This window comes from Gemmatimonadaceae bacterium (assembly GCA_035533755.1).
Taxonomy (GTDB): domain Bacteria; phylum Gemmatimonadota; class Gemmatimonadetes; order Gemmatimonadales; family Gemmatimonadaceae; genus JAGWRI01.
Genome location: DATLTC010000053.1, coordinates 74491 through 96592, shown reverse-complemented (window position 1 = coordinate 96592; position 22102 = coordinate 74491). Strand labels below are relative to the sequence as shown.

The 22102-nt window shown below is 70.3% G+C and carries 25 protein-coding genes; all 25 read left to right on the top strand.

What is annotated here, in order from left to right; translation table 11 throughout:
• The first annotated feature begins 55 nt into the window (after window positions 1–55).
• The 25 genes from VNE60_07820 (at window position 56) to VNE60_07700 (ending at window position 22066) form a co-directional block, all read left to right on the top strand.
• Window positions 56–517, top strand: coding sequence for an Lrp/AsnC family transcriptional regulator (locus tag VNE60_07820; GenBank protein HVB31409.1), 462 nt, complete (start codon window positions 56–58; stop codon window positions 515–517).
• A gap of 100 nt (window positions 518–617) precedes the next feature.
• Window positions 618–1643 (top strand): class 1 fructose-bisphosphatase, encoded by a 1026-nt coding sequence (fbp, locus tag VNE60_07815; protein HVB31408.1) that lies wholly within the window; start codon window positions 618–620, stop codon window positions 1641–1643.
• A gap of 82 nt (window positions 1644–1725) precedes the next feature.
• Window positions 1726–3321: a methylmalonyl-CoA mutase family protein gene (locus VNE60_07810; GenBank protein ID HVB31407.1), complete on the top strand. Its 1596-nt coding sequence runs from the start codon at window positions 1726–1728 to the stop codon at window positions 3319–3321.
• Window positions 3322–3438: 117 nt separating this feature from the next.
• Window positions 3439–3921 carry a zinc ribbon domain-containing protein gene (locus VNE60_07805; GenBank protein ID HVB31406.1) on the top strand — a complete coding sequence of 161 codons (483 nt, stop codon included), beginning with the start codon at window positions 3439–3441 and terminating at the stop codon, window positions 3919–3921.
• On the top strand, window positions 3921–5573 hold the full coding sequence (argS, locus tag VNE60_07800) for an arginine--tRNA ligase (GenBank protein ID HVB31405.1): 1653 nt from the start codon (window positions 3921–3923) through the stop codon (window positions 5571–5573). Before VNE60_07805 ends, argS begins: the two co-directional genes overlap by 1 nt.
• Window positions 5570–6493: a PfkB family carbohydrate kinase gene (locus VNE60_07795; protein ID HVB31404.1), complete on the top strand. Its 924-nt coding sequence runs from the start codon at window positions 5570–5572 to the stop codon at window positions 6491–6493. Before argS ends, VNE60_07795 begins: the two co-directional genes overlap by 4 nt.
• Complete coding sequence (gene purM, locus VNE60_07790; GenBank protein ID HVB31403.1) at window positions 6490–7533, top strand: phosphoribosylformylglycinamidine cyclo-ligase; 1044 nt, start codon at window positions 6490–6492, stop codon at window positions 7531–7533. The genes VNE60_07795 and purM overlap by 4 nt, the downstream gene beginning before the upstream one ends.
• Window positions 7530–8516, top strand: coding sequence for a hypothetical protein (locus VNE60_07785; protein HVB31402.1), 987 nt, complete (start codon window positions 7530–7532; stop codon window positions 8514–8516). Before purM ends, VNE60_07785 begins: the two co-directional genes overlap by 4 nt.
• A gap of 3 nt (window positions 8517–8519) precedes the next feature.
• Window positions 8520–9608: a bifunctional diaminohydroxyphosphoribosylaminopyrimidine deaminase/5-amino-6-(5-phosphoribosylamino)uracil reductase RibD gene (gene ribD, locus VNE60_07780; GenBank protein HVB31401.1), complete on the top strand. Its 1089-nt coding sequence runs from the start codon at window positions 8520–8522 to the stop codon at window positions 9606–9608.
• On the top strand, window positions 9608–10210 hold the full coding sequence (locus VNE60_07775) for a riboflavin synthase (protein HVB31400.1): 603 nt from the start codon (window positions 9608–9610) through the stop codon (window positions 10208–10210). The genes ribD and VNE60_07775 overlap by 1 nt, the downstream gene beginning before the upstream one ends.
• Window positions 10207–11412, top strand: coding sequence for a bifunctional 3,4-dihydroxy-2-butanone-4-phosphate synthase/GTP cyclohydrolase II (locus tag VNE60_07770; GenBank protein ID HVB31399.1), 1206 nt, complete (start codon window positions 10207–10209; stop codon window positions 11410–11412). Before VNE60_07775 ends, VNE60_07770 begins: the two co-directional genes overlap by 4 nt.
• On the top strand, window positions 11413–11892 hold the full coding sequence (ribH, locus tag VNE60_07765) for a 6,7-dimethyl-8-ribityllumazine synthase (protein ID HVB31398.1): 480 nt from the start codon (window positions 11413–11415) through the stop codon (window positions 11890–11892).
• Complete coding sequence (nusB, locus tag VNE60_07760) at window positions 11882–12292, top strand: transcription antitermination factor NusB (protein ID HVB31397.1); 411 nt, start codon at window positions 11882–11884, stop codon at window positions 12290–12292. Before ribH ends, nusB begins: the two co-directional genes overlap by 11 nt.
• Window positions 12292–13401 (top strand): glycosyltransferase family 4 protein, encoded by a 1110-nt coding sequence (locus tag VNE60_07755; GenBank protein HVB31396.1) that lies wholly within the window; start codon window positions 12292–12294, stop codon window positions 13399–13401. Before nusB ends, VNE60_07755 begins: the two co-directional genes overlap by 1 nt.
• Window positions 13401–13718, top strand: a complete 318-nt coding sequence (locus tag VNE60_07750) for an HPF/RaiA family ribosome-associated protein (protein HVB31395.1) — start codon at window positions 13401–13403, stop codon at window positions 13716–13718. The genes VNE60_07755 and VNE60_07750 overlap by 1 nt, the downstream gene beginning before the upstream one ends.
• Entirely contained in the window at window positions 13715–14686 is a 972-nt protein-coding gene (gene hprK / locus VNE60_07745; protein HVB31394.1) for an HPr(Ser) kinase/phosphatase, read from the top strand. The genes VNE60_07750 and hprK overlap by 4 nt, the downstream gene beginning before the upstream one ends.
• A complete protein-coding gene (locus VNE60_07740; GenBank protein ID HVB31393.1) occupies window positions 14676–15068 on the top strand; it encodes a hypothetical protein in 393 nt (130 codons plus the stop codon). The genes hprK and VNE60_07740 overlap by 11 nt, the downstream gene beginning before the upstream one ends.
• A complete protein-coding gene (locus VNE60_07735) occupies window positions 15065–15553 on the top strand; it encodes a PTS sugar transporter subunit IIB (GenBank protein HVB31392.1) in 489 nt (162 codons plus the stop codon). Before VNE60_07740 ends, VNE60_07735 begins: the two co-directional genes overlap by 4 nt.
• Window positions 15550–16239 (top strand): PTS sugar transporter subunit IIC, encoded by a 690-nt coding sequence (locus VNE60_07730; GenBank protein ID HVB31391.1) that lies wholly within the window; start codon window positions 15550–15552, stop codon window positions 16237–16239. The genes VNE60_07735 and VNE60_07730 overlap by 4 nt, the downstream gene beginning before the upstream one ends.
• Window positions 16236–17009 (top strand): PTS system mannose/fructose/sorbose family transporter subunit IID, encoded by a 774-nt coding sequence (locus VNE60_07725; GenBank protein ID HVB31390.1) that lies wholly within the window; start codon window positions 16236–16238, stop codon window positions 17007–17009. The genes VNE60_07730 and VNE60_07725 overlap by 4 nt, the downstream gene beginning before the upstream one ends.
• Window positions 17009–17275 carry an HPr family phosphocarrier protein gene (locus tag VNE60_07720; protein HVB31389.1) on the top strand — a complete coding sequence of 89 codons (267 nt, stop codon included), beginning with the start codon at window positions 17009–17011 and terminating at the stop codon, window positions 17273–17275. Before VNE60_07725 ends, VNE60_07720 begins: the two co-directional genes overlap by 1 nt.
• Entirely contained in the window at window positions 17275–19023 is a 1749-nt protein-coding gene (gene ptsP / locus VNE60_07715) for a phosphoenolpyruvate--protein phosphotransferase (GenBank protein ID HVB31388.1), read from the top strand. The genes VNE60_07720 and ptsP overlap by 1 nt, the downstream gene beginning before the upstream one ends.
• Before the next feature lie 98 nt (window positions 19024–19121).
• On the top strand, window positions 19122–20294 hold the full coding sequence (gene metK, locus VNE60_07710) for a methionine adenosyltransferase (GenBank protein HVB31387.1): 1173 nt from the start codon (window positions 19122–19124) through the stop codon (window positions 20292–20294).
• A gap of 16 nt (window positions 20295–20310) precedes the next feature.
• A complete protein-coding gene (locus tag VNE60_07705) occupies window positions 20311–20823 on the top strand; it encodes a bifunctional nuclease family protein (GenBank protein HVB31386.1) in 513 nt (170 codons plus the stop codon).
• 16 nt (window positions 20824–20839) lie between these two features.
• Window positions 20840–22066 (top strand): hypothetical protein, encoded by a 1227-nt coding sequence (locus VNE60_07700; protein HVB31385.1) that lies wholly within the window; start codon window positions 20840–20842, stop codon window positions 22064–22066.
• The last annotated feature ends 36 nt before the right edge of the window (window positions 22067–22102 follow it).

Here is a 22102-nt window from a genome sequence, read left to right as displayed (position 1 = left end):
TGTAGAATACTCTTCGTGTACGTGCCACAGCTAACGAACAGTTTTCGGTAAATTCATGGAAAACCGCCCTTTAGACCAAACGGATCGCGAGATTCTCGCCGCCCTGACGAACAATGCGCGGCTCTCCAATAAAGAGCTCGCCGCGCGCGTCGGCCTCGCCCCGTCCAGCTGCCACGAGCGCCTCCGGCGCCTGGTCCAGACCGGCGCCGTGCTCGGCTTCCACGCCGACGTCAATCCCGCCGTCCTCGGCTACGGGATCGAGGCCATGATCGCCGTGCGCATTCCGCAGCACTCGCGCGAGAACTTCGAGCAGTTCCGGGCCTACGTCGTGACGATTCCCGAGGTGGTGGACGTGTACCACGTGAGCGGCGAGATCGATTTCCTCGTTCACGTCGTGGCCCGCGACGCGCAGCACCTGCGCGATCTGGCGCTGGATCGCTTCCTCTCGCGTCCCGAAGTGGGCCACATCGAGACCGAACTGATCTTCGACCACGTGCGGCCGCCCGCGCACGCCTGACGCGTCGCGCGCCGGCCGGCGGAGGGGGCGGGCTTGCCCCTCCCATGACCACGCGCACACTTTCCGGGACGAATCCTCCCCCCCTTTCGAGGACGAACTCGTGGTCAATCACACCCCGACGTCGGTCGTCACGATCGAGCGGTTCATCATCGAGCAGGAGCGGCAGCACCCCGACGCCAGCGGGGATCTGTCCAACATCCTGTACGATCTGGCGCTCGCCGCCAAGATGATCACCAACAAGGTGCGCAGCGCCGGCCTCGTGGACATCCTCGGCTCCGCGCACATGGAGAACGTGCAGGGCGAGATCCAGCAGAAGCTCGACATCTTTGCCAACGAGACGATCATCAAGGCCATGGACCATACGGGCCGGCTGTGCGCCATGGCGTCGGAGGAGGAAGAGGGGATCATCCCGATCCCCAACGAATTCCGCACCGGCAAGTACGCGCTGCTGTTCGATCCGCTCGACGGCTCCTCGAACATCGACGTCAACGTGCCGGTGGGCACGATCTTCTCCGTGGTCCCCAAGATCACGCGCGGCCGCGATGGCGTCCTGGAGGACCTGCTCCAGCCCGGACGGCGCCAGGTGGCCGCGGGATACGTGATCTACGGCTCGAGCACCATGCTCGTGTACACCACCGGGTCGGGCGCCCACGGGTTCACCCTCGACCCTTCGATCGGCGAGTTCCTGCTGTCGCACCCCAACATCCGGATCCCCGAGAACGGCCGCTATCTGTCGGTGAACGATTCGTACCAGCGGCTCTGGAACGACCAGGTGCGCGCGCTCATGCGGCGCTATCGCGGCCTCGAGGGCGATCGCACGCCGCTCAACATCCGGTACGTCGGATCGCTGGTCGCCGACTTCCACCGCAACCTCCTGGGTGGCGGCATCTTCGCCTATCCGCGCAACAGCAAATCCCCGGCCGGCAAGCTGCGGCTGTTGTACGAGGCCAATCCGCTGGCGTTCATCGTCGAGCAGGCGGGCGGCATGGCCAGCGACGGCACGCAGCGCGTGCTCGATGTGCAGCCCACCGAACTGCACCAGCGGACGCCGCTCTATATCGGGAGCCGCGCCGACGTCGAGTTGGCGGAGCGGATGGTCGGGGGAGAGATCTCGGTGGAGGCGTGACCGCGGAACCGCGTAGATTGGGCCTGGCGTGATCCTGTTGCGCGTGTCCCGGCCCCGCGTGGTCCCCCAGTTCTCATTCCCGATGCCTTCCTCTCCCGACTCCACCCCCAGCGGCCTCCCCGTCCCTCCGGTCGTCCGCCCCGCCGACGTCGCGTGCGACTACGCGCGCGACCTCGGCGACCCGGGCGCGTTTCCGTTCACCCGCGGCATCCAGCCCGACATGTATCGCGGCCGCCTGTGGACCATGCGCCAGTACGCCGGCTTCGGCACGGCGAGCGAGACCAACACGCGGTTCCGGATGCTGCTCGACGCCGGCCAGACCGGGCTCTCCGTGGCGTTCGACCTCCCCACGCAGATGGGCATCGATTCCGATTCGCCGCGCGCCCTCGGCGAGGTGGGCCGCGTCGGCGTCGCCATCGACACCGTGGACGACATGCACGCGCTGTTCGCCGAGATCCCGCTCGACCGCGTGTCGACGTCGATGACCATCAACGCCACCGCGTCGACGCTGCTCGCCATGTACATCGTCGTCGGCGAGGAGCGGGGCATCGCGCGCGACCGGCTGAGCGGCACCATCCAGAACGACATCCTCAAGGAATACATCGCCCGCGGCACCTACATCTTCCCGCCCGAACCTTCGCTCGCGCTCATCGCCGACGTGTTCCGGTTCTGCGCCGCCGACGTCCCGAGCTGGAATCCCATCTCCATCTCCGGCTACCACATGCGGGAGGCCGGCGCCACCGCGGTGCAGGAGCTGGCGTTCACGTTCGCCAACGCCGTGGAGTACGTGAACCGCGCCGTCGCGGCCGGCCTCGACGTGAACGCGTTCGCGCCGCGGCTGTCGTACTTCTTCGCCGCGCACAACGATCTGTTCGAGGAAGTGGCCAAGTTCCGCGCCGCCCGCCGGCTGTACGCCCGCCTCATGCGCGAGCGGTTCCACGCCGACGACAAGAGCTGCCGGCTGCGTTTCCACACGCAGACGGGCGGCGTCACCCTCCAGGCCCAGCAGCCGTTGAACAACGTGGTCCGCGTGGCCATCCAGGCCCTCTCGGCCGTGCTCGGCGGCACGCAGTCGCTGCACACCAACGGGTACGACGAGGCGATCGCGCTCCCCACCGAGCAGGCCGCCACCCTCGCCCTGCGCACGCAGCAGATCATCGGCTACGAATCGGGCGCCGCCCTCACCGCCGATCCGCTGGCCGGCAGCTATCACGTGGAGCGCCTCACCAACGAACTCGAACGCGCCGCCACTGAACTCATGGCGCGCGTCGACGCGCTCGGCGGCGCCGCCCGCGCCATAGAGGCGTCGTTCTTCCAGGAAGAGATCGCCCGCAGTGCGTACGACTATCAGCTCAGCGTGGAACGCGGCGACACGACCGTGGTCGGCGTCAACCGGTTCTCCGACGGCGAGGCCCCGCCGGTGATCCCGACGCCGGATTATTCCGAGCTGGAGCGCGGCCAGGTGGCGCGCCTGGTAGCCGCCAAGCGCAAGCGCGACGGCGCGGCCGTCCAGCGTGCCCTCGCCGCGCTCGGCGCCGCCGCGTCCAGCTACGCCACGCCGGGGGGCGCCCGCCCGCCCCTGATGCCGCACATCATCGACGCCGTGCGCGCGCGCGCATCGGTGGGCGAGATCTCGGACGTGCTCCGCGTGCAGTGGGGAGAATACCGGCCGGCCTGACGGGTCCCTCGGCCGGCGCCATGCCGTTGGGCCGGCGGCAGCGGCGCGCGGCTTGATGCCGCGGCGCCAGCCCGCTAGCTTAGACAGGCTCCCGTTGCACGTCTAAGTTCCCGAGTCATGCCAACTTACGCGTTCCGCTGCCCCAACGGGCACGAGTTCGACAAGTTCTACCGGATGATGAGCGCATCCCAGGCCGAACTTCCATGCCCGGAATGCGGCGCCACCGCGGTGCGCCTTATTTCGGGCGGGGCCGGCCTGGTGTTCAAAGGCTCCGGCTTCTACCTCACGGATTACGGTAAGAACGCGCACACTCGACGCGGCAACGAGCCGCCGCCCAGGAGCAGCGAGGGCGGGTCGCCGAGCGAGAAGACGGCGTCGGCGGAGGGCGCCAAGGGCGGCGAGTCCAAGAGCGGCGAGTCCAAGAGCAACGAGTCCAAGGGCGGCGAGTCCAGGGGCAGCGAGTCCAAGGGCGGTGAGTCGAAGAGCGGAGCGTCCAAGGGCGGGGAGTCCAAGGGCAAGGACTCGTCGGCGCCCGCGCCGGCCGCGCCGTCATCCGGCTCGAGCAGCGGCGCTAAAGGCGACGCCAAGAGCGGCTCCTGATGAGCGGCGACGACCTGCTGCGCGCCGAACTCTCGCGCGCGGCACGAGCGCTCGGTGCGCCCGACGACGTCTCCCCCGTCCTCGAGCGGCCCCGCGATCCCGCGTTCGGTGACTGGGCCACCAACCTCGCGATGGTGCTGGCCAAGGGGCTCGGCAAGAAGCCGCGGGACTTTGCCCAGCAGATCATCGACACCATGGATCTCGCGCGCGCCGGTCTCAGCGCCGCCGAGATCGCCGGGCCCGGCTTCATCAACTTCCGCGTGGCCACCGGTACGCTGGCCCAGGGCCTCCTCGCCCTCCTGCGCGCGGGCGCCGGTTACGGGTGCACCGACGCGGGGCAGGGCGCGGTGGTGAACGTCGAGTTCGTCTCGGCCAATCCCACGGGCCCGTTGCACGTGGGGCACGGTCGGCAGGCCGCCCTCGGCGACGCCATCTCGGCGCTGCTCGAGTGCACCGGGTGGGCCGTGACGCGCGAGTTCTACTACAACGACGCCGGCGCCCAGATCATGAATCTGGCGGTGAGCGTGCAGGCGCGCATCGCGCAGTTGCGCGGCCGTGAGGCGGCGATCCCCGAAGGCGGCTACCATGGCGAGTACATTCGCGAGATCGCGCAGCGGTACGCCGACACGACCCCGGCCGATCCCGACGGCGCCGATCTCGACGCCGTGCGCCGGTTCGCCGTGCAGGAGTTGCGCAAGGAGCAGGACCGCGACCTCCAGGCCTTCGGCGTCAAGTTCGACGTCTACTTTCTGGAATCCTCGCTGTACAGCGAGGGTAAGGTGGAGGAGACCATCCGCCGCCTCGTCGCCGCCGGCCACACGTACGAGAAGGACGGCGCGCTCTGGCTCAAGACCACCGACTTCGGCGACGACAAGGATCGCGTCATGCGCCGCAGCGCCGAGAAGGGCGGCGAGCCCACGTACTTCGTGCCCGACGTGGCGTACCACGTCACCAAGTGGGAGCGCGGCTTCAAGCGCGCCATCAACGTGCAGGGTTCCGACCACCACAGCACGGTCACGCGGGTGCGCATCGGCCTGCAGGCGCTGGCGCTCGGCATTCCCGAGGGCTACCCGGAGTACGTGCTGCACCAGATGGTCACCGTCATGAAGGGCGGCGAGGAGGTGAAGATCTCCAAGCGCGCCGGCAGCTACGTCACGGTGCGCGATCTCATCGACGAGGTGGGCCGCGACGCGGTGCGCTACTTCTTCCTCATGCGCAAGGGCGACTCGCAACTGCAGTTCGACGTCGACCTCGCGCGGTCGCAGTCCGAAGAGAATCCGGTGTACTACATCCAGATGGCGCACGCGCGGCTGAGCGGCATCTTTCGCGTGGGCGAGATCGCGGTCGCCTCCGTCACCGGCGACGACGTGGACTACGCGCAGCTCACGCGGCCCGAGGAGCTGGAGCTGATCAAGGCGCTGCTCGATTACCCGGCCCTCGTCGCCGGCGCCGCCCAGGCGCTCGAGCCGCACCGGCTGGCCATGTACCTGCACGACACCGCCGGCAAGGTGCACCTGTGGTATCACACGGCGCACGTGCTCAACGAGCCCGAACCGATCATGAAGGCCCGGCTCGCGCTCGCCCGCGCCTCGCAGATCGTCCTCCACAACGGACTCACCCTTCTCGGCATCACCGCCCCGGAGCGCATGTGACGCACGCAGTGCTGGTGGTCGGATCGGTCGCCCTCGACTCCGTCGAAACGCCGTTCGGCAAGGCGGACAACGTGATCGGCGGATCGGCCAACTTCTTCGCCGCCTCGGCCAGCCACCTCGCGCCCGTGCAGGTGGTGGGCGTGGTCGGGAACGACTACCCGATGGCCAAGCTCGAGCCGCTCATCGCGCGCGGCGTGGACTTTGCCGGCGTGGAGCAGGCGGACGGCGCCTCGTTCCGCTGGCGCGGCCGCTACCGCCACGATCTCAACGTGGCCGAGACGCTCGAGACGCATCTCGGGGTGTTCTCCAATTTCCATCCCCGGATTCCCGAGCAGTTCCGGAACGCGCCGTTCGTGTTCCTCGGCAACATCGACCCCCGCCTCCAGCTCGACGTGCTCGATCAGGTGAGCGCGCCCAAGCTCGTGGCCTGCGACACGATGAACTTCTGGATCGAGAGCCGGCGGCCCGAGCTGCTCGCCCTGCTCGAGCGCGTGGACGCGATCACCCTCAACGACGGCGAGGCGCGCCAGCTCACCGAGCAGTTCAATCTCGTGAAGGCGGCGCGCTGGATCATGGATCGCGGTCCCAAGCTGGTGATCATCAAGAAGGGCGAGCACGGCGCGTTCATGTTCACGCCGACGTCGGTGTTCTTCGCGCCGGCGTATCCCCTCGAGGAGGTGTTCGATCCCACCGGCGCCGGCGATTCGTTCGCCGGCGGTTTCATGGGCTACCTCGCCCACACCGGCGACATCTCCGAGGAGAGCCTGCGCCGCGCCGTGATCTACGGCAGCGCCATGGGCTCGTTCGCCGTGGAGAAGTTCTCGGTCGACCGCCTGCTCGAGATCCGGCACGCCGACGTCACGCGGCGGGTGCGCGAATTTCATCGCCTGGTGGCCTTCGAATCGGAGTTCACGGCGTGAGCGGCGGGCCGCTCGATTACCGCGCCGCCGGCGTCGACATCGACGCCGCCGAGGACGCCAAGCACCGCATCAAGCGGCTCGTGGAGTCCACGTTCACGGCGGGCACGCGCGGCGGATTCGGTGGGTTCGGCGGCATGTTCCGCATGCCGGCCGACGCCAGGCATCCGGTGCTCGTCTCGAGCGCCGACGGCGTGGGCACCAAGATCAAGGTGGCCGTCGATGCCGCGCGCCACGACACGGTGGGGCACGATCTCGTCAACCACTGCGTGAACGACATCCTCGTGCAGGGCGCGACGCCGCTGTTCTTCCTCGACTACGTGGCCTTCGGCGCCCTCGTCCCGAGTGTCGTCGAAGGCGTGGTGGCGGGCGTGGCCGCGGGGTGCCGCGAGAACGGGTGCGCGCTCGTGGGCGGCGAGACCGCCGAGATGCCCGGGCTGTACACGCCCCCCGACTACGACCTGGCCGGATTCATCGTCGGCTACGTGGAGGAGGACGCCATCCTCGGCGCCGACCGCGTGCGGGAAGGCGACGTGCTGATCGGCCTGGCCAGCAACGGGCTCCATACCAACGGCTATTCGCTGGCCCGGCGCATCGTCGCCACGCGCATGCAACTCGCGGTCCACGACCGTTTTCCCGGCGAGGACGGCTCGGTGGCCGACGTGCTGCTGCGCATCCACCGGTCGTACCTCGCGGCGCTGCGTCCGGTGCTCGGGCGGGTCCGTGCCATGGCTCACATCACGGGGGGCGGGCTCCCCGGCAATTTGAATCGCGCCCTGCCGCCTACGCTCGACGCCGAGGTGGACGCCCGGTCGTGGAAAGTGCCCAATCTGTTCGCGCAGCTCCAGCGCGGCGGGGCCGTGGCCACCGACGAGATGTTCCGTGCGTTCAACATGGGCGTCGGTATGGTGGTGATCGCCGCGCCCGCGGACGCCGGCGCGGTCATCGCGAGCGCGGCAGCGGCGGACATCGACGGCTGGCCGCTGGGTCGCGTGGTGCGCGGCACGGGCCGTGTGGACATTCAGCATACGGAGGCGGTATGAAGGGTGCATGGGTAGCAGTGGCGGGTGTGGCGATCGGGGTGGGCATGGCCGGTACGGCGGGGGCGCAGTCCCCGTCCTGTCCGTCGGGCGCGCCCCTGAGCACGCAACAGATCAGCCAGGACGGCTGTCAGCAGGCGGTGGATCTCTTCCAGTACATGGCGCCGCAACTCGGGGCCGCCATCACCGGCGGCAACGCGACGTTGGGCCAGGGTGGAACGCTGGGCGGGCTGGGCCACTTCTCGATCGGGGTGCGGGCCAACGTCGTGGCCGGCACGTTGCCGCAGGTGGATCAGTTCACGCAGAGCATCACCGGGGCACGGCAGAGCGTGCTGCCCACCAAGGACAACCAGCCGCTGCCGATGCCGGTGGTAGACGCCGCGCTGGGGCTGTTCAAGGGCATCCCGCTCGGGCTCACCAACGTGGGGGGCGTGGACCTGCTGGTGAACGCCGCTTACATCCCCGACGTCAGCCAGAACAACTTCTCCGTGGCCACGCCGAACGGCTCCTACAAGTTCGGCTATGGCGTCCGGCTCGGCATCGTGCAGGAGTCGATCGTCATGCCCGGCGTGTCCGTGACCTACCTCAAACGTGATCTGCCCACGGTCTCGCTGACCGGCACTTCCGGGGCCAACACGCTGTCGGCGTCCGATATGAACATCGGGACGACGGCCTGGCGGGTGGTGGCGGGCAAGCATTTCCTGGTGTTCGGCCTCGCCGCCGGCTTCGGACAGGACAAGTACAGCCAGTCGGCCACCATGCAGGCCACGGTCATGGGCGTGTCATCGCCGCAGGTCCAGCTCTCCCAGGACCTCACGCGCACCAACATGTTCGCCGATCTGTCCATCGACCTCCCGATCCTCAAGCTCGTGGGCGAAGTGGGCCAGGTGTCGGGCGGCACGGTGAACACGTACAACTCGTTCGCCGGCAAGGACGCCGCGGCGTCTCGCATGTACGGCTCCGTGGGCCTCCGACTGGCCTGGTAGCGCATGACCGATCGCGACGGCTCGGCGGTCATGCGCCGTGCTCTCGAGCTCGCCCGCCAGGGCTGGGGGCAGACGGCGCCGAACCCGATGGTCGGCGCCGTCGTCGTCCGTGACGGCGTCGTGGTCGGCGAGGGGTTCCACGCCCGCTACGGCGAGGCCCACGCCGAAGTCGCGGCGCTGGCCGCGGCCGGCAGCGTCGCCCGGGGCGCCACGCTCTACGTCACGCTCGAACCGTGCGCGCACCACGGCAAGACGCCGCCCTGCGCGGATGCGATCGTGGCCGCCGGCATCGCCCGCGTGGTGATCGCCACGCGCGATCCCCATCCGCAGGCGGCCGGCGGCGCCGACCGCCTGCGCGCCGCAGGCGTGGCCGTCGACATCGGCGACGGCGCGAGCGAGGCCCGTGAGCTGAACGCCGCGTACTTCCATCGGTTCGCGCATCCCGAGCGGCCGTTCGTCTCGCTCAAGCTGGCGGTTTCCATCGACGCCGCCATCGCCGCGGCCGACCGCTCCACGACCACGCATCTCACCGGGCCCGAGGCGCGGCGCGAGGTGCACCGCGTGCGCGCCGGCCACGACGCGATCGCCGTCGGCGTGGGCACCGTGCTCGCCGACGACCCCCAGCTCACGGTGCGCGATTGGGCGCCGCCCCGCACGCCGCTGGTCCGCGTGATCTTCGACTCGACGCTTCGCACGCCGCTCGATTCGGGGCTCGTGCGCACGGCGCGCACGGCGCCCGTGGTGATCGTGGCGCGGGCCGGCGAGCCGTCGCGGGCCCGAGCCCTCACGGCGGCCGGGGTGGAGATCATCGAGGCGTCGGCCGTCTCCGAAGCGCTGCTCCGGCTCGCCCAGCGGGGGATCGGGTCGCTGCTGGTGGAGGGCGGGGCGCGATTGGCGGGCAGCTTCCTCGCGAACTCCGTCGTCGACCGCCTGATTATCTTTCAGGCGCCCGTGCTGCTGGGCGAGGGGGCGCTGAATGCCTTCGCGTTCGCGCCGCCGGCCGATGTCGCGCGCCTCGAACGCCTGCCCGTGCTGGACCGGCGCGTGTTGGGCGCCGACGTCATGACGACCTATGCGCTGGGAGCGCTCTAGTGTTCAGCGGGCTGGTTGACAGCGTCGGCACCATCGAGCACGTGGCCGAGACCGGAGCGGGACGCGAGTTCCGCATCGCGTGCGGCTACCACGACCTCGCCGACGGCGAGAGCATCGCCGTCAACGGGGCCTGTCTCACCGTGCGTGAACACGGCGGTGGCTGGTTCATCGCCGCCGCCGTCGTCACCACCGTCGACCGCACCACGGTGGGCGCGTGGACCCCGGGGCGCCGCGTCAACCTGGAGCGCGCCATGCGCCTGGGCGACCGGCTGGGCGGACATCTCGTGCTCGGTCATGTGGACGGCGTGGCCCGCGTCCAGGCGGTGGAGCAGCGCGCCGACGCGCGGCTCGTCGACCTTGCCCTCCCGTCGGCGCTCGCGGAACTTATGGTGGCGCACGGCTCGCTCACGGTGGACGGCGTGAGCCTCACGGTGAACGAACTGCCGGCGCCCGACGTGGTTCAGATCTCCCTGATCGACTATACCATCCGCCACACGACCCTCGGCGCGCTGCGCGAGGGAGACGACGTACATGTGGAGGCGGACGTGATCGGCAAATACGTGCAGCGACTGACCGCGCCCTACCGGGCGCACTCCATATGACCTTTGGCACCGTAGACCAGGCGATCGCCGACCTGCGCGCCGGCAAGTTCGTGATCGTGGCCGATGACGAGGATCGCGAGAACGAGGGCGATCTCATCTGCGCGGCCGAGCTCGTCACCGCGGACATGGTCAACTTCATGATCCGCAAGGCGGGCGGCCTCATCTGCGTGGCGCTCCCTCCGGAACGCGTCGACCAGCTCGACCTCGCGCCGATGAGCGAGACCAATCCCGACGAGTACCGCACGGCGTACACGGTGAGCATCGATGCCAGCCCGCGGTTCGGCGTGACCACCGGCATCAGCGCCCACGACCGGGCGACGACCATTCGCGTGGCCGTCGATCCCGCCACCGTCCCCACCGACCTGCGGCACGGCGGCCACGTGTTCCCGCTGCGGTCGCGCGAGGGCGGCGTGCTCCAGCGCGTGGGCCACACCGAGGCGGCCACCGATCTCGCCCGGCTCGCCGGCCTGTACCCCGCCGGCGTCATCTGCGAGATCCTGAGCGAGGACGGCAGCGCGGCACGGCGCCCCCGGCTCGAGAAGTTCGCCGAGGAGCATCAGCTCACGTTCATCACCGTGGCGCAGGTCGTCGCCCACCGCCTCAAGAACGAACGCCTGGTGCACCGCGTGGCCGAAGCGCGGCTGCCCACCGCGTTCGGCACCTGGCGCATCATCGGCTACCGGAATGACGTCGATCGCCACGAGCACGTGGCCCTGGTGTACGGCGACGTCCTGGGCGCGGAGAGCGTGCTCGTCCGCATGCATTCCAAATGCCTCACCGGCGACGTGTTCCACTCGCTGCGCTGCGACTGCGGGTGGCAGCTCGACACCGCCATGCGCATGATCTCCGAGGAGGGGCGCGGCGTCATCGTGTACCTCGATCAGGAAGGGCGCGGCATCGGGCTCCTCAACAAGCTCAAGGCGTACGAGCTGCAGGACACGGGCATCGATACCGTCGAAGCCAACGAACGGCTCGGCTTCAAGCCAGATCTGCGCAACTACGGCATCGGCGCGCAGATCCTGCTCGACATCGGCCTCCAGTCCATCCGCCCGATCACCAACAATCCGCGCAAGATGGTCGGGCTCGAAGGCTACGGCCTGCGCGTCGACGAGCGGGTGCCGATCGTCCAGCCGGCGCAGGACGAGAACGCCGGCTACATGAAGACCAAGCGCGACAAGCTCGGACACCTCCTCGCCTCCTAAATGGCTGAATTTTCCGGAACGCCTTCTGGCCACGGCCGCCGCGTCGCGGTCCTGGCAAGTCGCTTCAACGACGCGATCACCAGCAGACTCGCCGACGGGGCGCTCGACGCCCTCGTGCGCCACGGCGTGGCCGCCGAAGACGTGGACATGGTCTGGGTGCCCGGCGCGTGGGAGTTGCCGGTGGTCGCCCGTCGGCTCATGGCCAGCGAGCGCTACGACGCCGTTGTGGCGCTGGGCGCCGTGATCCGCGGCGACACGCCGCATTTCGACTACGTGGCGGGCGAAGCGGCGCGTGGCCTGGCCCAGGCCTCGGCCGAATTCGACGTGCCGGTGGGGTTCGGCGTGCTCACCTGCGACACGATCGAGCAGGCCGAGGCCCGCGCCGGCGGCGACCACGGCAACAAGGGATGGGACGCGGCGCTCGCCGCGCTCGAGATGGCCGAACTCTTCGATCGCCTGGACGCCGCGAATGAGAGTTGAAACGCGCGCCCGCGCGCGGGCGCTGCAAGCGCTCTACGCGTGGGACGTCCGCGGCTCGAACGATCTCGAACGCGTGGCCACCACGATCTGGGACGACCTCGGCATCGCGCCGGAGGAGCGGCGGCTTGCCGGCCTTCTCGTGCGCCAGGTGCAGCAACACGGCGCCGACATCGACCGCGATCTGGTGGAGGTCACCACCAACTGGCGCCTCGAACGGCTCGGGGCGATCGAGCGCAGCGTGCTCCGCGTGGCTGCCGCCGAATTGCGGATTGGGGAGACGCCGGCCCGCGTCGTCATCCAGGAAGCGATCCGCCTGGCCGAGCGCTACGGCAGCGAGCAGAGCGCCCGCTTCGTGAACGGGGTGGTCGATGCGCTCGCGCGCCGCATGGGGCGCCTGTAGTGCGCATCCTGCTCGTCAACTGGCAGGATCGCGACAACCCGCTGGCCGGCGGCGCCGAGATCCACCTGCACGAGATCTTCGGCCGGCTGGCCGCGGGCGGCCATCAGGTGGCGTTGTTGTGCGGCGGATGGTCCGGCGCGCCGCCGCGCGCCGTGCTCGACGGGATCGAGGTCCATCGCGTAGGCACGCGGCACACGTTCCCGTTTCTCGCCCGCCGGTACTACGCGCGCCGACTGGCCGGCGCGTGCGACGTGCTGGTCGAGGACATCAACAAGATCCCGCTCTACACGCCGCGGTGGGGCGCCCCGCGGGTCCTGGCGCTGGTGCCGCACCTGTTCGGCAGCACGGCATTCCAGGAATTCCCCGCGCCCCTCGCGGCCGCGGTCTGGATGGCCGAGCGCCCGCTCGGCCGGGTGTACCGGCGCACGCCGTTCGAGGCGATCAGCGAGAGCACTGCCGATGACCTCGCGCATCGGGGCATTGCCCGGTCCCATGTCGTGGTCATCTATCCCGGCATCGATACCGTGGCCTACACGCCGGCCGCCGGGACGCGCGCCGCCACGCCGACCTTCGCCTACCTGGGCCGCCTCAAGCACTACAAGGGCGTGCACCTCGTGATCCGCGCGTTCGCCGCCATGGCGGATCGCCACAGCGTGCTCGAGATCGCCGGCGCGGGCGACTACCGCCCGGCGCTGGAGCGCCTGGCGGCCTCGCTTGACCTCGCCCAGCGCGTGCGGTTTCTTGGGCGTATCAGCGAGCCGGAAAAGCTGGCGCTGTTGCGTCGCGCCTGGGCCCTGGCGTTCGCATCGCCCAAGGAGGGGTGGGGCATCACGAATCTGGAGGCAGCGGCGTGCGGGACGCCGGTCGTCGCGTCGAATTCGCCGGGAATTCGCGAATCGGTGCGCGATGGCGAGACCGGGTTCCTGGTCGCGCACGGCGACACCGCCGCGATGGCGGCCGCCATGGACCGGCTCGCCGCGGCTCCGGCGCTCGTCGAGCAGCTCGGCGTTCAGGCGCGCCGGTTCGCCGAGAGCTTCACGTGGGAACGCGCCGCGGAGCAGACCGAACAACACCTCACCCGCGTGCTGTCCGCGGAGGGTTCCGTCTGATGGACGTCATCTTTCATGCCCACCACGCCGTCATGTCCCCCCGTCTGCGGCGCCGCGCCGAGCAGGCGCTGGCCCGGCTGGCCGACCGCCTCGCCCTTCCCGTCGACGCGCTGGTGCGATTCGAGCAGGACGGGCCCGGCCATCGCGTCGAGATCGTGCTTACCGCGCCCCGCCGCAAGCCGCTGATCGCCGAGGGCTGCCAGCGGTACGCCGGGTCGGCGCTCACCGAGGCGCTCGCCCGGCTCGAGACCCAGATCGAGACGTCGCGTCGCAAGCGGCGCGCCCGTCCCCGTGCGCCGCGCGGAGGCCGCGCGTGAAGGAGCCGCTCACCGCGGGCCGTCTGCTCGAGCGGATGCGCGACGTGCTGCAGCTGGAGCACGTCCAGGGCACCGGCGCGCTCGACCGCGAGATCCGGAGCCCCAACATCTCCAGCCCCGGACTGGTGCTGGCCGGCTACACCGAGCGCTTTCCGGGGCACCGGATCCAGGTCTTCGGGGAAACCGAGGTGACGTACCTCTCCACGCGTGACGCCGACGAACGCACGCGCGTGCTCGAGCTGTTCTTCTCGCACGCAATTCCGTGCGTGTTCGTGACCAAGGGGCTGGAGCCGCCGCCGGGCATGATCGCCGCGGCCGGAGTGGCCGGCGTTCCCGTGTTCACGTCGCTGCTCAAGACCAACGAGTTCTATACCCGCGTCAAGCCCTGGCTCGAAGACGCGTTCGCGCCCACCACCACACTCCACGGCTCGCTGGCCGACGTGTTCGGCGTGGGCCTCCTGTTCATGGGGCGCAGCGGCATCGGCAAGTCGGAGTGCGTGCTCGACCTGGTGGAGCGGGGGCACCGTCTGGTGGCCGACGACCTCGTGTTCGCCAAGCGGCGCGGCACCGACGTCGTGATCGGCAGCGGCCACGAGCTGCAGCGCCACTACATGGAGATCCGCGGCATCGGGCTCGTCGACGTGCCGGCCATCTTCGGCGTGCGGGCCGTGCGCCAGCAGAAACGCATCGAGGTGGTGGTCCAGCTCGAGGAGTGGCACCAGGACACGTTCGTCGAGCGCACCGGGCTCGACGGCGAGACGACGACGATCCTCGACGTCGACCTGCCCAAGATCACGGTTCCGCTCAATCCCGGAAAGAACATCACGGTGGTGGCCGAAGTCATCGCCCTCAACCACCTGCTCAAGTACAGCGGCTTCGATCCTGCCGAACGATTCAATGAACGGTTGATCGGGCGCATGCGCGCCGCCGCCGACGTGAAGCAGTACCTCCAGCAAGATGACGAATAGCCAGCCCCGCGCCATCGTCGCCGGCCATGCCGACTTCGCCACCGGCCTCGTGTCGGCCGTCGAGGCCATCACCGGACGCGGGCACATATTCTTCCCGGTGGCCGTGCCCACGCTGAGCACCGCCGACATCGAGGCCCTGCTGCGCGAGACCATGGAACGCACCGGCGCCCGCGTGCTGTTCACCGACCTGCACGCCGGCAGCTGCACCATGGCGGCGCGGCGCATCCTCCACGGCATGCCCGACGCCGTGCTCGTGTCGGGCGCCAATCTGCCCGCGCTGCTGGACTTCGCGTTCGCCGACGCCCTGCCCGCGGCGACGGCGGCCCGCCACGCCGCCGAACGCGGGCGCGCCGCGATCGACGCCGTGGAGGGCACCCCGTGAGCCTCGCGCTCTACCGCATCGACGACCGCCTCATCCACGGCCAGGTCGTGCTCGGTTGGGGCCAGCCGCTCGACATCCGGTTCATCGTGCTCGTGGACGACGACATCGCCGCCAGCGAGTGGGAGCGCGATCTCTATCGCATGGCCGTGCCACCCGGCATGGACGTGTACTTCGAGACGGCGGCGGGCTGCTGCTCCCGGCTCGACGAATTCCGCCGCGACCCACGGCCCGGCATCCTGCTCACCGGCGACGTGAACACGATGCGCGCCGTCGCCGCGTCGGGCGGCGTCCCCGCCGTGAACCTCGGCGGCATCCATCATCGGTCGGACCGCACCCAACGGCTGCGCTACGTGTTCCTCGCGCCGGACGAGGAGCGCGCCCTGCGCGACATCGCGGCCCGCGGCATCGCCGTCACGGCGCAGGACGTGCCGTCGTCGCGCGCCGTGCCGCTGGACGAGATCCTCGGCGGCGGGGGGCCGTCGTGACGCTGGCCGACCTCCTGCCCATCGCGCTGCTCGGCGGCGTGGCCGGCCTCGACACGGTCAGCTTTCCGCAGGCCATGATCTCGCGCCCCCTCGTGGCCGCCACGCTCGGCGGCATGCTGGCCGGCGCGCCCATGCACGGGCTGCTCGTGGGTGCCGTGCTCGAACTGATCGCGCTCGAGACGCTCCCCGTGGGCGCCTCCCGATACCCCGAGTGGGGTTCGGCGTCCGTCGTCGCGGGGGCGATCTACGCCACCGGGGCCAAGGGCGGAGAGGTCGTGGGCTCCCTCGTCGTCGCCGTCCTCGGCGGATTGTTCGTGGCCTGGATCGGCGGCTGGACCATGGTCAAGCTGCGGCAGCGCAATGCCGTGTGGGCCACCCGCCGGCGCGCCGACCTCGACGCCGGTTCGCGCGGCGCCGTCGTCGGCCTCCAGCTCTCGGGGCTCACCGCCGACCTCGCGCGCGGCGTCGCGCTCTCGGCGCTCGCGTACGCCGCGTTGGCGCCCGCGGAGACGCGGGTCCTGCAGCGCTGGACCGTGCCCGACCAGTACTCGCGGGCGCTCCTCGTGGCCACCGCCGCCAGCGTCGCCGTCGGGGCGGGGTGGAAGCTGTTTCACTCCACGGCCGGCGCGCGCTGGTTGTTCCTGGGCGGACTCGGCATCGGCCTCCTCGTCCTGGGGATGCGATGATCGCCCGCGCCGCCACGCCGGTTCCCCGGCTGCCGCTCCGCACACGCGCCGCGATCCTGCTCCGTCTGCTCACCATCCAGGGCTCGTGGAATTACGAGACCCTGATGGGTAACGGGATCGCCTTCTGCCTCGAACCGGCCCTCCGTCGCCTGCCCGGCGGCGTACACGCGCCGGAATTCAAGGCGGCGATCGCGCGCGAGGGACGCTACTTCAATGCCCATCCGTACCTGGCCGCGTTCGCCGTGGGCGCGCTGGCCCGCGCCGAGCTCGACCGCGAGCCGGCCGAGCGCATCGAGCGCTTCCGCACCGCCCTCTGCGGCCCCCTGGGCAGCGTCGGCGACCGGCTGGTCTGGGCGGGCTGGCTGCCGCTGTCGTCGGTCATCGCCCTGGCCCTGTTCGGACTGGGGGCTTCGGCCCTCACTGTGGTCACCGTCTTTCTCGTGATGTACAATGCGGGGCACGTGGCGCTCCTGCTGTGGGGGCTCCGCACCGGATGGACGCAGGGGTTGGGGGTGGCGGCCGGTCTCGGCCACCCCATCCTGCGGCGTGGGCCCACGACCATCGGTCGCGCCGCCGCGCTCGCCACCGGGATCGGGCTGCCGCTCGCGTTCGCCAGGATCGTCGGGCCCGGCCGCACGTTGATCGACGAAATTCTGGTGGCCACCCTCGTCGGCGCGGTGATCGTGGTGAAGGCACAGGCACGGCTCGAAGGCTGGCGGTTCGCGCTCCTCGTGGTCTCGGCATTCGTCCTCTTCTCGGTGGCTCGCTGATGGCTGAACGCACCGTGACGATCGTCAACAAGGTCGGGCTCCACGCGCGCCCGGCGGCGCAGATCGTGAAGCTCGCGTCTAAGTATCGCAGCGACATCATGCTCATTCGCGACGACCTCGAGGTGAACGGCAAGAGCATCATGGGCGTGATGATGCTGGCCGCCGAGCGCGGGGCGCAGCTCACGCTGCGCGCCGAGGGACCGGACGCCGAACAGGCGCTCGACGCGCTGGCCGCGCTCATCGCCGACGGGTTCGGAGAACCCTGATGGAGCAGACGCTCTCCGGAGTCCCCGCGTCGCCCGGCATCGCCGTCGGCACCATCCACCTCCTCCGGTGGGAGGTGCCCGACGTCCCGCATCGCCTGATCCCCGCCGACCACGTGGCCGCCGAGGTGCGCCGGTTCCACGCCGCCGTCGATCGCGCCAAGGATCGCCTCAATCAGGTGCGGTCGCGTGTCGAGGCGGCGGCGGGGCGCGAGGAGGCCGCGATCTTCGACGTCCAGCACTCGATTCTCGAAGACACCGAGCTCCTGTCGGGGGTCGAGGAGTTCATTCGCCAGAACCTCGGCGCCGAGAAGGCGTTCGATCTCGTCATGCTCGAGTGGCGGCAGCGCTTTGCCCGCCACTCGGTGGCGATGCTGCGCGAACGGGTGAGCGATCTCACCGACGTGCACATCCGCGTCCTGTCGCTGCTGCTCGACCTGCCCGATCACGACCCGGTGGATCTGCCCAAGGGCGCGCGGGCCATCCTCGTCACGCACGACCTCACCCCGGGCCTCACGGTCCAGCTCGACCGCGAGGCGATCATCGGCATCGCCACCGACGCCGGCACACGCACCTCGCACGTGGCGATCCTGGCCCGGTCGCTGGGGCTGCCGGCCGTGGTCGGCCTGCGCACCGCCGCCGGCACGCTCGCCGGAGGCGAGCGGGCGATCCTCGACGGCACCAACGGCGTGCTCGCCATCAACCCCAGCGACGCCGAGGTCGAGGCCTATCGCGAGCGCGCCCTCCAGGAGGAGATCGTCGACGCCGAGTTGCGCCGGCTCGCCAACCTGGAGAGCGTCAGTCTGGATGGGGTGACGGTGGTGCTGCGGGCCAACGTCGATCTCCCGGAAGAGGCGGACGCGGCCCGCGACAGCGGCGCTGAGGGCGTGGGGCTCATGCGCACCGAATTCCTCGTCGTCGGGCGCGCCACGATGCCCGACGAGGACGAGCAGTATCGCAGCTACCGGCGCGTGGTCGAAGCGTTCGCCGGCAAGCCGGTGATCATCCGCACGTTCGACATCGGGGGCGACAAGCTGCCGGTGGGCGGGTTTCCCATCGAGCCCAATCCCTTCCTCGGCTGGCGCGCCATCCGCATGTGCCTCGACCAGCCGGCCATCTTCCGGACCCAACTCCGCGCCCTGTTGCGCGCCGCGGTGCACGGCGACCTGCGCATCATGCTCCCGCTGGTCGTCTCGGTGGCCGAGGTGCGCCAGAGCCGTGCCCTGCTCGACGAGGCCGCGGACGAGCTGGAGGCCCGCGGCGTGCCGTACCGCCGCGATGTGCCGCTCGGGATCATGGTCGAGACGCCGGCCGCGGCCGTGGCCGCCGATACCTTCACCGCCGAGGTCGCGTTCCTCAGCATCGGCACCAACGACCTGGTGCAATACACGCTGGCCGTCGACCGCGGCAACGCGAACCTCGCCAACCGGTTCACCCCACTGCATCCGGCCGTGCTCCGCCTCATCCGCCGCATCGTCGACATGGGCGACCAGGCGGGCCTCGAGGTGTGCGTGTGCGGCGAGATGGCTTCGCAGCCCCTCATGGCCTACGCGCTGCTCGGGCTCGGCGTGCGACAGCTCAGCGTCGCGGCGCGCTCGCTGCCGCTCGTCAAGCGCATCGTGCGCAGCGTGAGCGTGCGCGATGCCGAGATCGCGGCCACCGCCGCGCTCCACGCTCCCACCGCTGCCGCCGCCGAGGAGGAGCTGGGACGCCGCCTCCGCGACGCCATCGGCGACCTCGCCGGCCGGTAGCACGGGTTGCCGGAGGCTCGTCGCCCCCCTTATTCTCCATGCGGTGCCCGCGCTGCGGCGCTCCGACTTCATCTTCCCACCTCTGAACGAGCCCGCCTGTGCGCGACCGTCATCCGTTCACGTCTGAATCCGTCACCGAAGGCCACCCGGACAAGGTGGCCGACGCGATCTCCGACGCTGTGCTCGATGCCATCCTGACCGACGATTCCACCGCGCGCGTGGCGTGTGAGACGCTGGTCACTACCGGCATGGCCTGCGTCGCGGGGGAGATAACCACCACCACCTACGTCCATATTCCTGATATCGTCCGCCGCACGATCCGGGACATCGGCTACACCGACGCCGGCTACGGCTTCGACTACCATACCTGCTCGGTGCTGAGCACGATCGACCGCCAGTCGCCCGACATCGCGATGGGCGTGGATACGGGCGGGGCGGGCGATCAGGGCATGATGTTCGGCTTCGCGTCCGACGAGACCGACGAGCTGATGCCGATGCCGATCATGCTCGCCCACCGGCTCACGCGCTCCCTGGCCGAGCACCGCAAGAGCGGCGAGCTGCCGTGGCTCCGCCCCGACGGCAAGTCGCAGGTGACGGTGATCTACGAGGACCACCGGCCCGTGGCCGTCGATACCGTCGTCGTCTCCACGCAGCACGCGCCCGGCGTGTCCAACCGGCGCATCCGCAGCGAGATCATCGAGGCGATCATCGAGCCCGCGCTGCCCCCCGAACTCGTCACCAAGCGGCCCAAGTACCACATCAACCCCACGGGCCGGTTCGTCGTGGGTGGCCCGCAGGGCGATGCCGGCCTCACGGGCCGCAAGATCATCGTCGACAGCTACGGCGGCATGGGCCGCCACGGCGGCGGGGCGTTCAGCGGCAAGGACCCGTCCAAGGTCGATCGCTCGGGGTCGTACGCCGCGCGGTGGGTGGCCAAGAACATCGTCGCCGCCAAGCTCGCCTCGCGCTGCGAGGTGCAGTTGGCGTACGCCATCGGTGTGGCGGAGCCCGTGTCGGTGATGGTGGATACCTTCGGCACCGGCGTCGTCCCCGATCGCGTGGTGCGCCACGCCGTGCAGGAGGTGTTCGACCTCACGCCGCGCGGCATCATCCAGGCGCTCGATCTCCGCAAGCCCATCTACTCGGCCACCTCGGCCTACGGCCACTTCGGCCGCGTTCCCGAGCACACCGGGCGCGGCAGGACGGCCCGCACGACGTTCACGTGGGAGCGCACCGACCGCGCGGCGGCGCTCAAGCGCGCCGCGCGTTGACGCCGTCGGGGGCTGCATGGTCGAAGTGGTCGTCGCCAAACTCGCCGTGGATGCGTCCTCGCGCACGTACGTCGTGATCCTGCAGGAGAAGGACGGCGACCGCCTGCTCCCGATCTGGATCGGGCAGGCGGAGGCGGAGTCGATCATCATCGAGATGCATCACATCGAACGCTCCCGCCCGCTCACGCACGACCTGTGTCGCACCCTGATCCTCGCCCTCGGCGCCGAACTGCGCCGGGTCGAGATCACGCGGATTGAAGCCCGCACCTACTTCGCCGAGATGCACCTCGTGCGCGACGGGCAGCTCCACCGCGTGGACGCGCGGCCCTCCGACAGCATCGCGATCGCCCTGCGGTTGGGCGCCCCACTGTTCGCCGACGACGCGCTGCTCGCCGAACCCGACGAGAACGGCGAATTCGGGGAAGAGCCCCCGGGTCCGCCCGATACGTCGTCGGAGCTCACCGCCGAGAAGCTCAAGGCCTACCTCGAGCGCCTCCGCCCCGAGGATTTCGGCAAGTTCAATCCCTGAGCCGCCGCCACTCCACATGCGTGTTCTGCAATGCTCCGGGCGGCTCCTCCGCCATGCCGCCTGGCTCGCGCTGGTCGCCGTTCCGCTCGGCGCCCAGACCCCCGGCCGGGTCCCGCTCGGCGAGGTGCGTTACGTGCAGGGCCAGGTGCGCCATCCCGGGCGCGACGGCACCCCCGTGCCGCTCCCGCGCCAGCTCGTCGTGCTGCATCGCGTGGGGCAGGACCGCGCCGGGCCACTGGACTCGGTGCGCACCGATGCGTCGGGCACGTACCGCTTCAGATACCAGACCACCGGGGCGCCCGACGCGGTCTACTTCGCGTCGTCCATGTACGCCGGCATCGCCTACTTCACGTCGCCGTTCCAGTCGGGCGACGTGCAGGGCGCCGACGCCGATATCATGGTGTTCGACACCACCAGCACCGGCATCGCGCTCACGCTCGAAGGGCGCCACCTTGTGATCGGCGCGCCGCAGGCCAATGGCGTGCGCGAGGTGGCCGAGGTGTTCGACCTCGGCAACGACAGCACGAGAACGCTCATCGCGCGCGACTCCCTGTCGCCGCTCTGGACCACGGCGCTCCCGCCCGATGCCATGTCGCCGGCGGTGGAGGGCGGCGACGTGGCGGCCGGCGCCGTGTCGTTCTCCGGCGGCCGGGTGAACCTGTTCGCGCCGGTCAGTCCCGGCGTCCGCCAACTCGCTGTCGCCTATGGCCTGCCGGCCAAGGCCTTTCCGCTGTCCATCGGCATGGATCGTCCCGTCTCGGTGCTCGAAGTGCTCCTCGAGGAACCGTCGGCCACGCCGGTGCTCGATGGGCTCAAGCAGCAGGCGTCGGTCAACACGCAGGGCCGGAACTTCAAACGCTATCTCGCGCAGAACGTCCCCGCGGGCGCCGTGCTGCGCGTAGACGTGAGCGCCGTGTCGTCGTCGTCGCGCACCAGGTTCCTGGCCGGCATGGCGCTGGCCATGGCGCTGCTGATGCTCGGCGCGCTTACTATCGCCTTGCGCCGCCGCCGCGGCGCCGCCCCGCCGCCGCCCGCGCCGGTCGTTGCCCCGGCGGTCGCGCCCGCCACGGCCGGCCCGCGTCCGGACACCGACCAACTCCTGTACGAACTCGCGCAGCTCGATGCGGCGTTCGAACGCGAACCCGCGCCGAGCGCCGAACGTGCGGCCGCCCACGCCGCCGCCCGCGCCGCGCTCAAGGCGCGGATCGCCGACGCGCTTGCTGCGGAGCCCTCGGCACCATAGATTCGCCAACGACAACTGAAACGCGAGTGCGGGATA

Coding starts and splice junctions, on each gene's coding strand:
- VNE60_07820 (HVB31409.1), top strand. CDS start 56: ATGGAAAACCGCCCTTTAGACCAAACGGATCGCGAGATTCTCGCCGCC.
- VNE60_07810 (HVB31407.1), top strand. CDS start 1,726: ATGCCTTCCTCTCCCGACTCCACCCCCAGCGGCCTCCCCGTCCCTCCG.
- VNE60_07805 (HVB31406.1), top strand. CDS start 3,439: ATGCCAACTTACGCGTTCCGCTGCCCCAACGGGCACGAGTTCGACAAG.
- argS (HVB31405.1), top strand. CDS start 3,921: ATGAGCGGCGACGACCTGCTGCGCGCCGAACTCTCGCGCGCGGCACGA.
- VNE60_07785 (HVB31402.1), top strand. CDS start 7,530: ATGAAGGGTGCATGGGTAGCAGTGGCGGGTGTGGCGATCGGGGTGGGC.
- ribD (HVB31401.1), top strand. CDS start 8,520: ATGACCGATCGCGACGGCTCGGCGGTCATGCGCCGTGCTCTCGAGCTC.
- VNE60_07770 (HVB31399.1), top strand. CDS start 10,207: ATGACCTTTGGCACCGTAGACCAGGCGATCGCCGACCTGCGCGCCGGC.
- ribH (HVB31398.1), top strand. CDS start 11,413: ATGGCTGAATTTTCCGGAACGCCTTCTGGCCACGGCCGCCGCGTCGCG.
- nusB (HVB31397.1), top strand. CDS start 11,882: ATGAGAGTTGAAACGCGCGCCCGCGCGCGGGCGCTGCAAGCGCTCTAC.
- VNE60_07750 (HVB31395.1), top strand. CDS start 13,401: ATGGACGTCATCTTTCATGCCCACCACGCCGTCATGTCCCCCCGTCTG.
- VNE60_07740 (HVB31393.1), top strand. CDS start 14,676: ATGACGAATAGCCAGCCCCGCGCCATCGTCGCCGGCCATGCCGACTTC.
- VNE60_07725 (HVB31390.1), top strand. CDS start 16,236: ATGATCGCCCGCGCCGCCACGCCGGTTCCCCGGCTGCCGCTCCGCACA.
- VNE60_07720 (HVB31389.1), top strand. CDS start 17,009: ATGGCTGAACGCACCGTGACGATCGTCAACAAGGTCGGGCTCCACGCG.
- ptsP (HVB31388.1), top strand. CDS start 17,275: ATGGAGCAGACGCTCTCCGGAGTCCCCGCGTCGCCCGGCATCGCCGTC.
- VNE60_07705 (HVB31386.1), top strand. CDS start 20,311: ATGGTCGAAGTGGTCGTCGCCAAACTCGCCGTGGATGCGTCCTCGCGC.
- VNE60_07700 (HVB31385.1), top strand. CDS start 20,840: ATGCGTGTTCTGCAATGCTCCGGGCGGCTCCTCCGCCATGCCGCCTGG.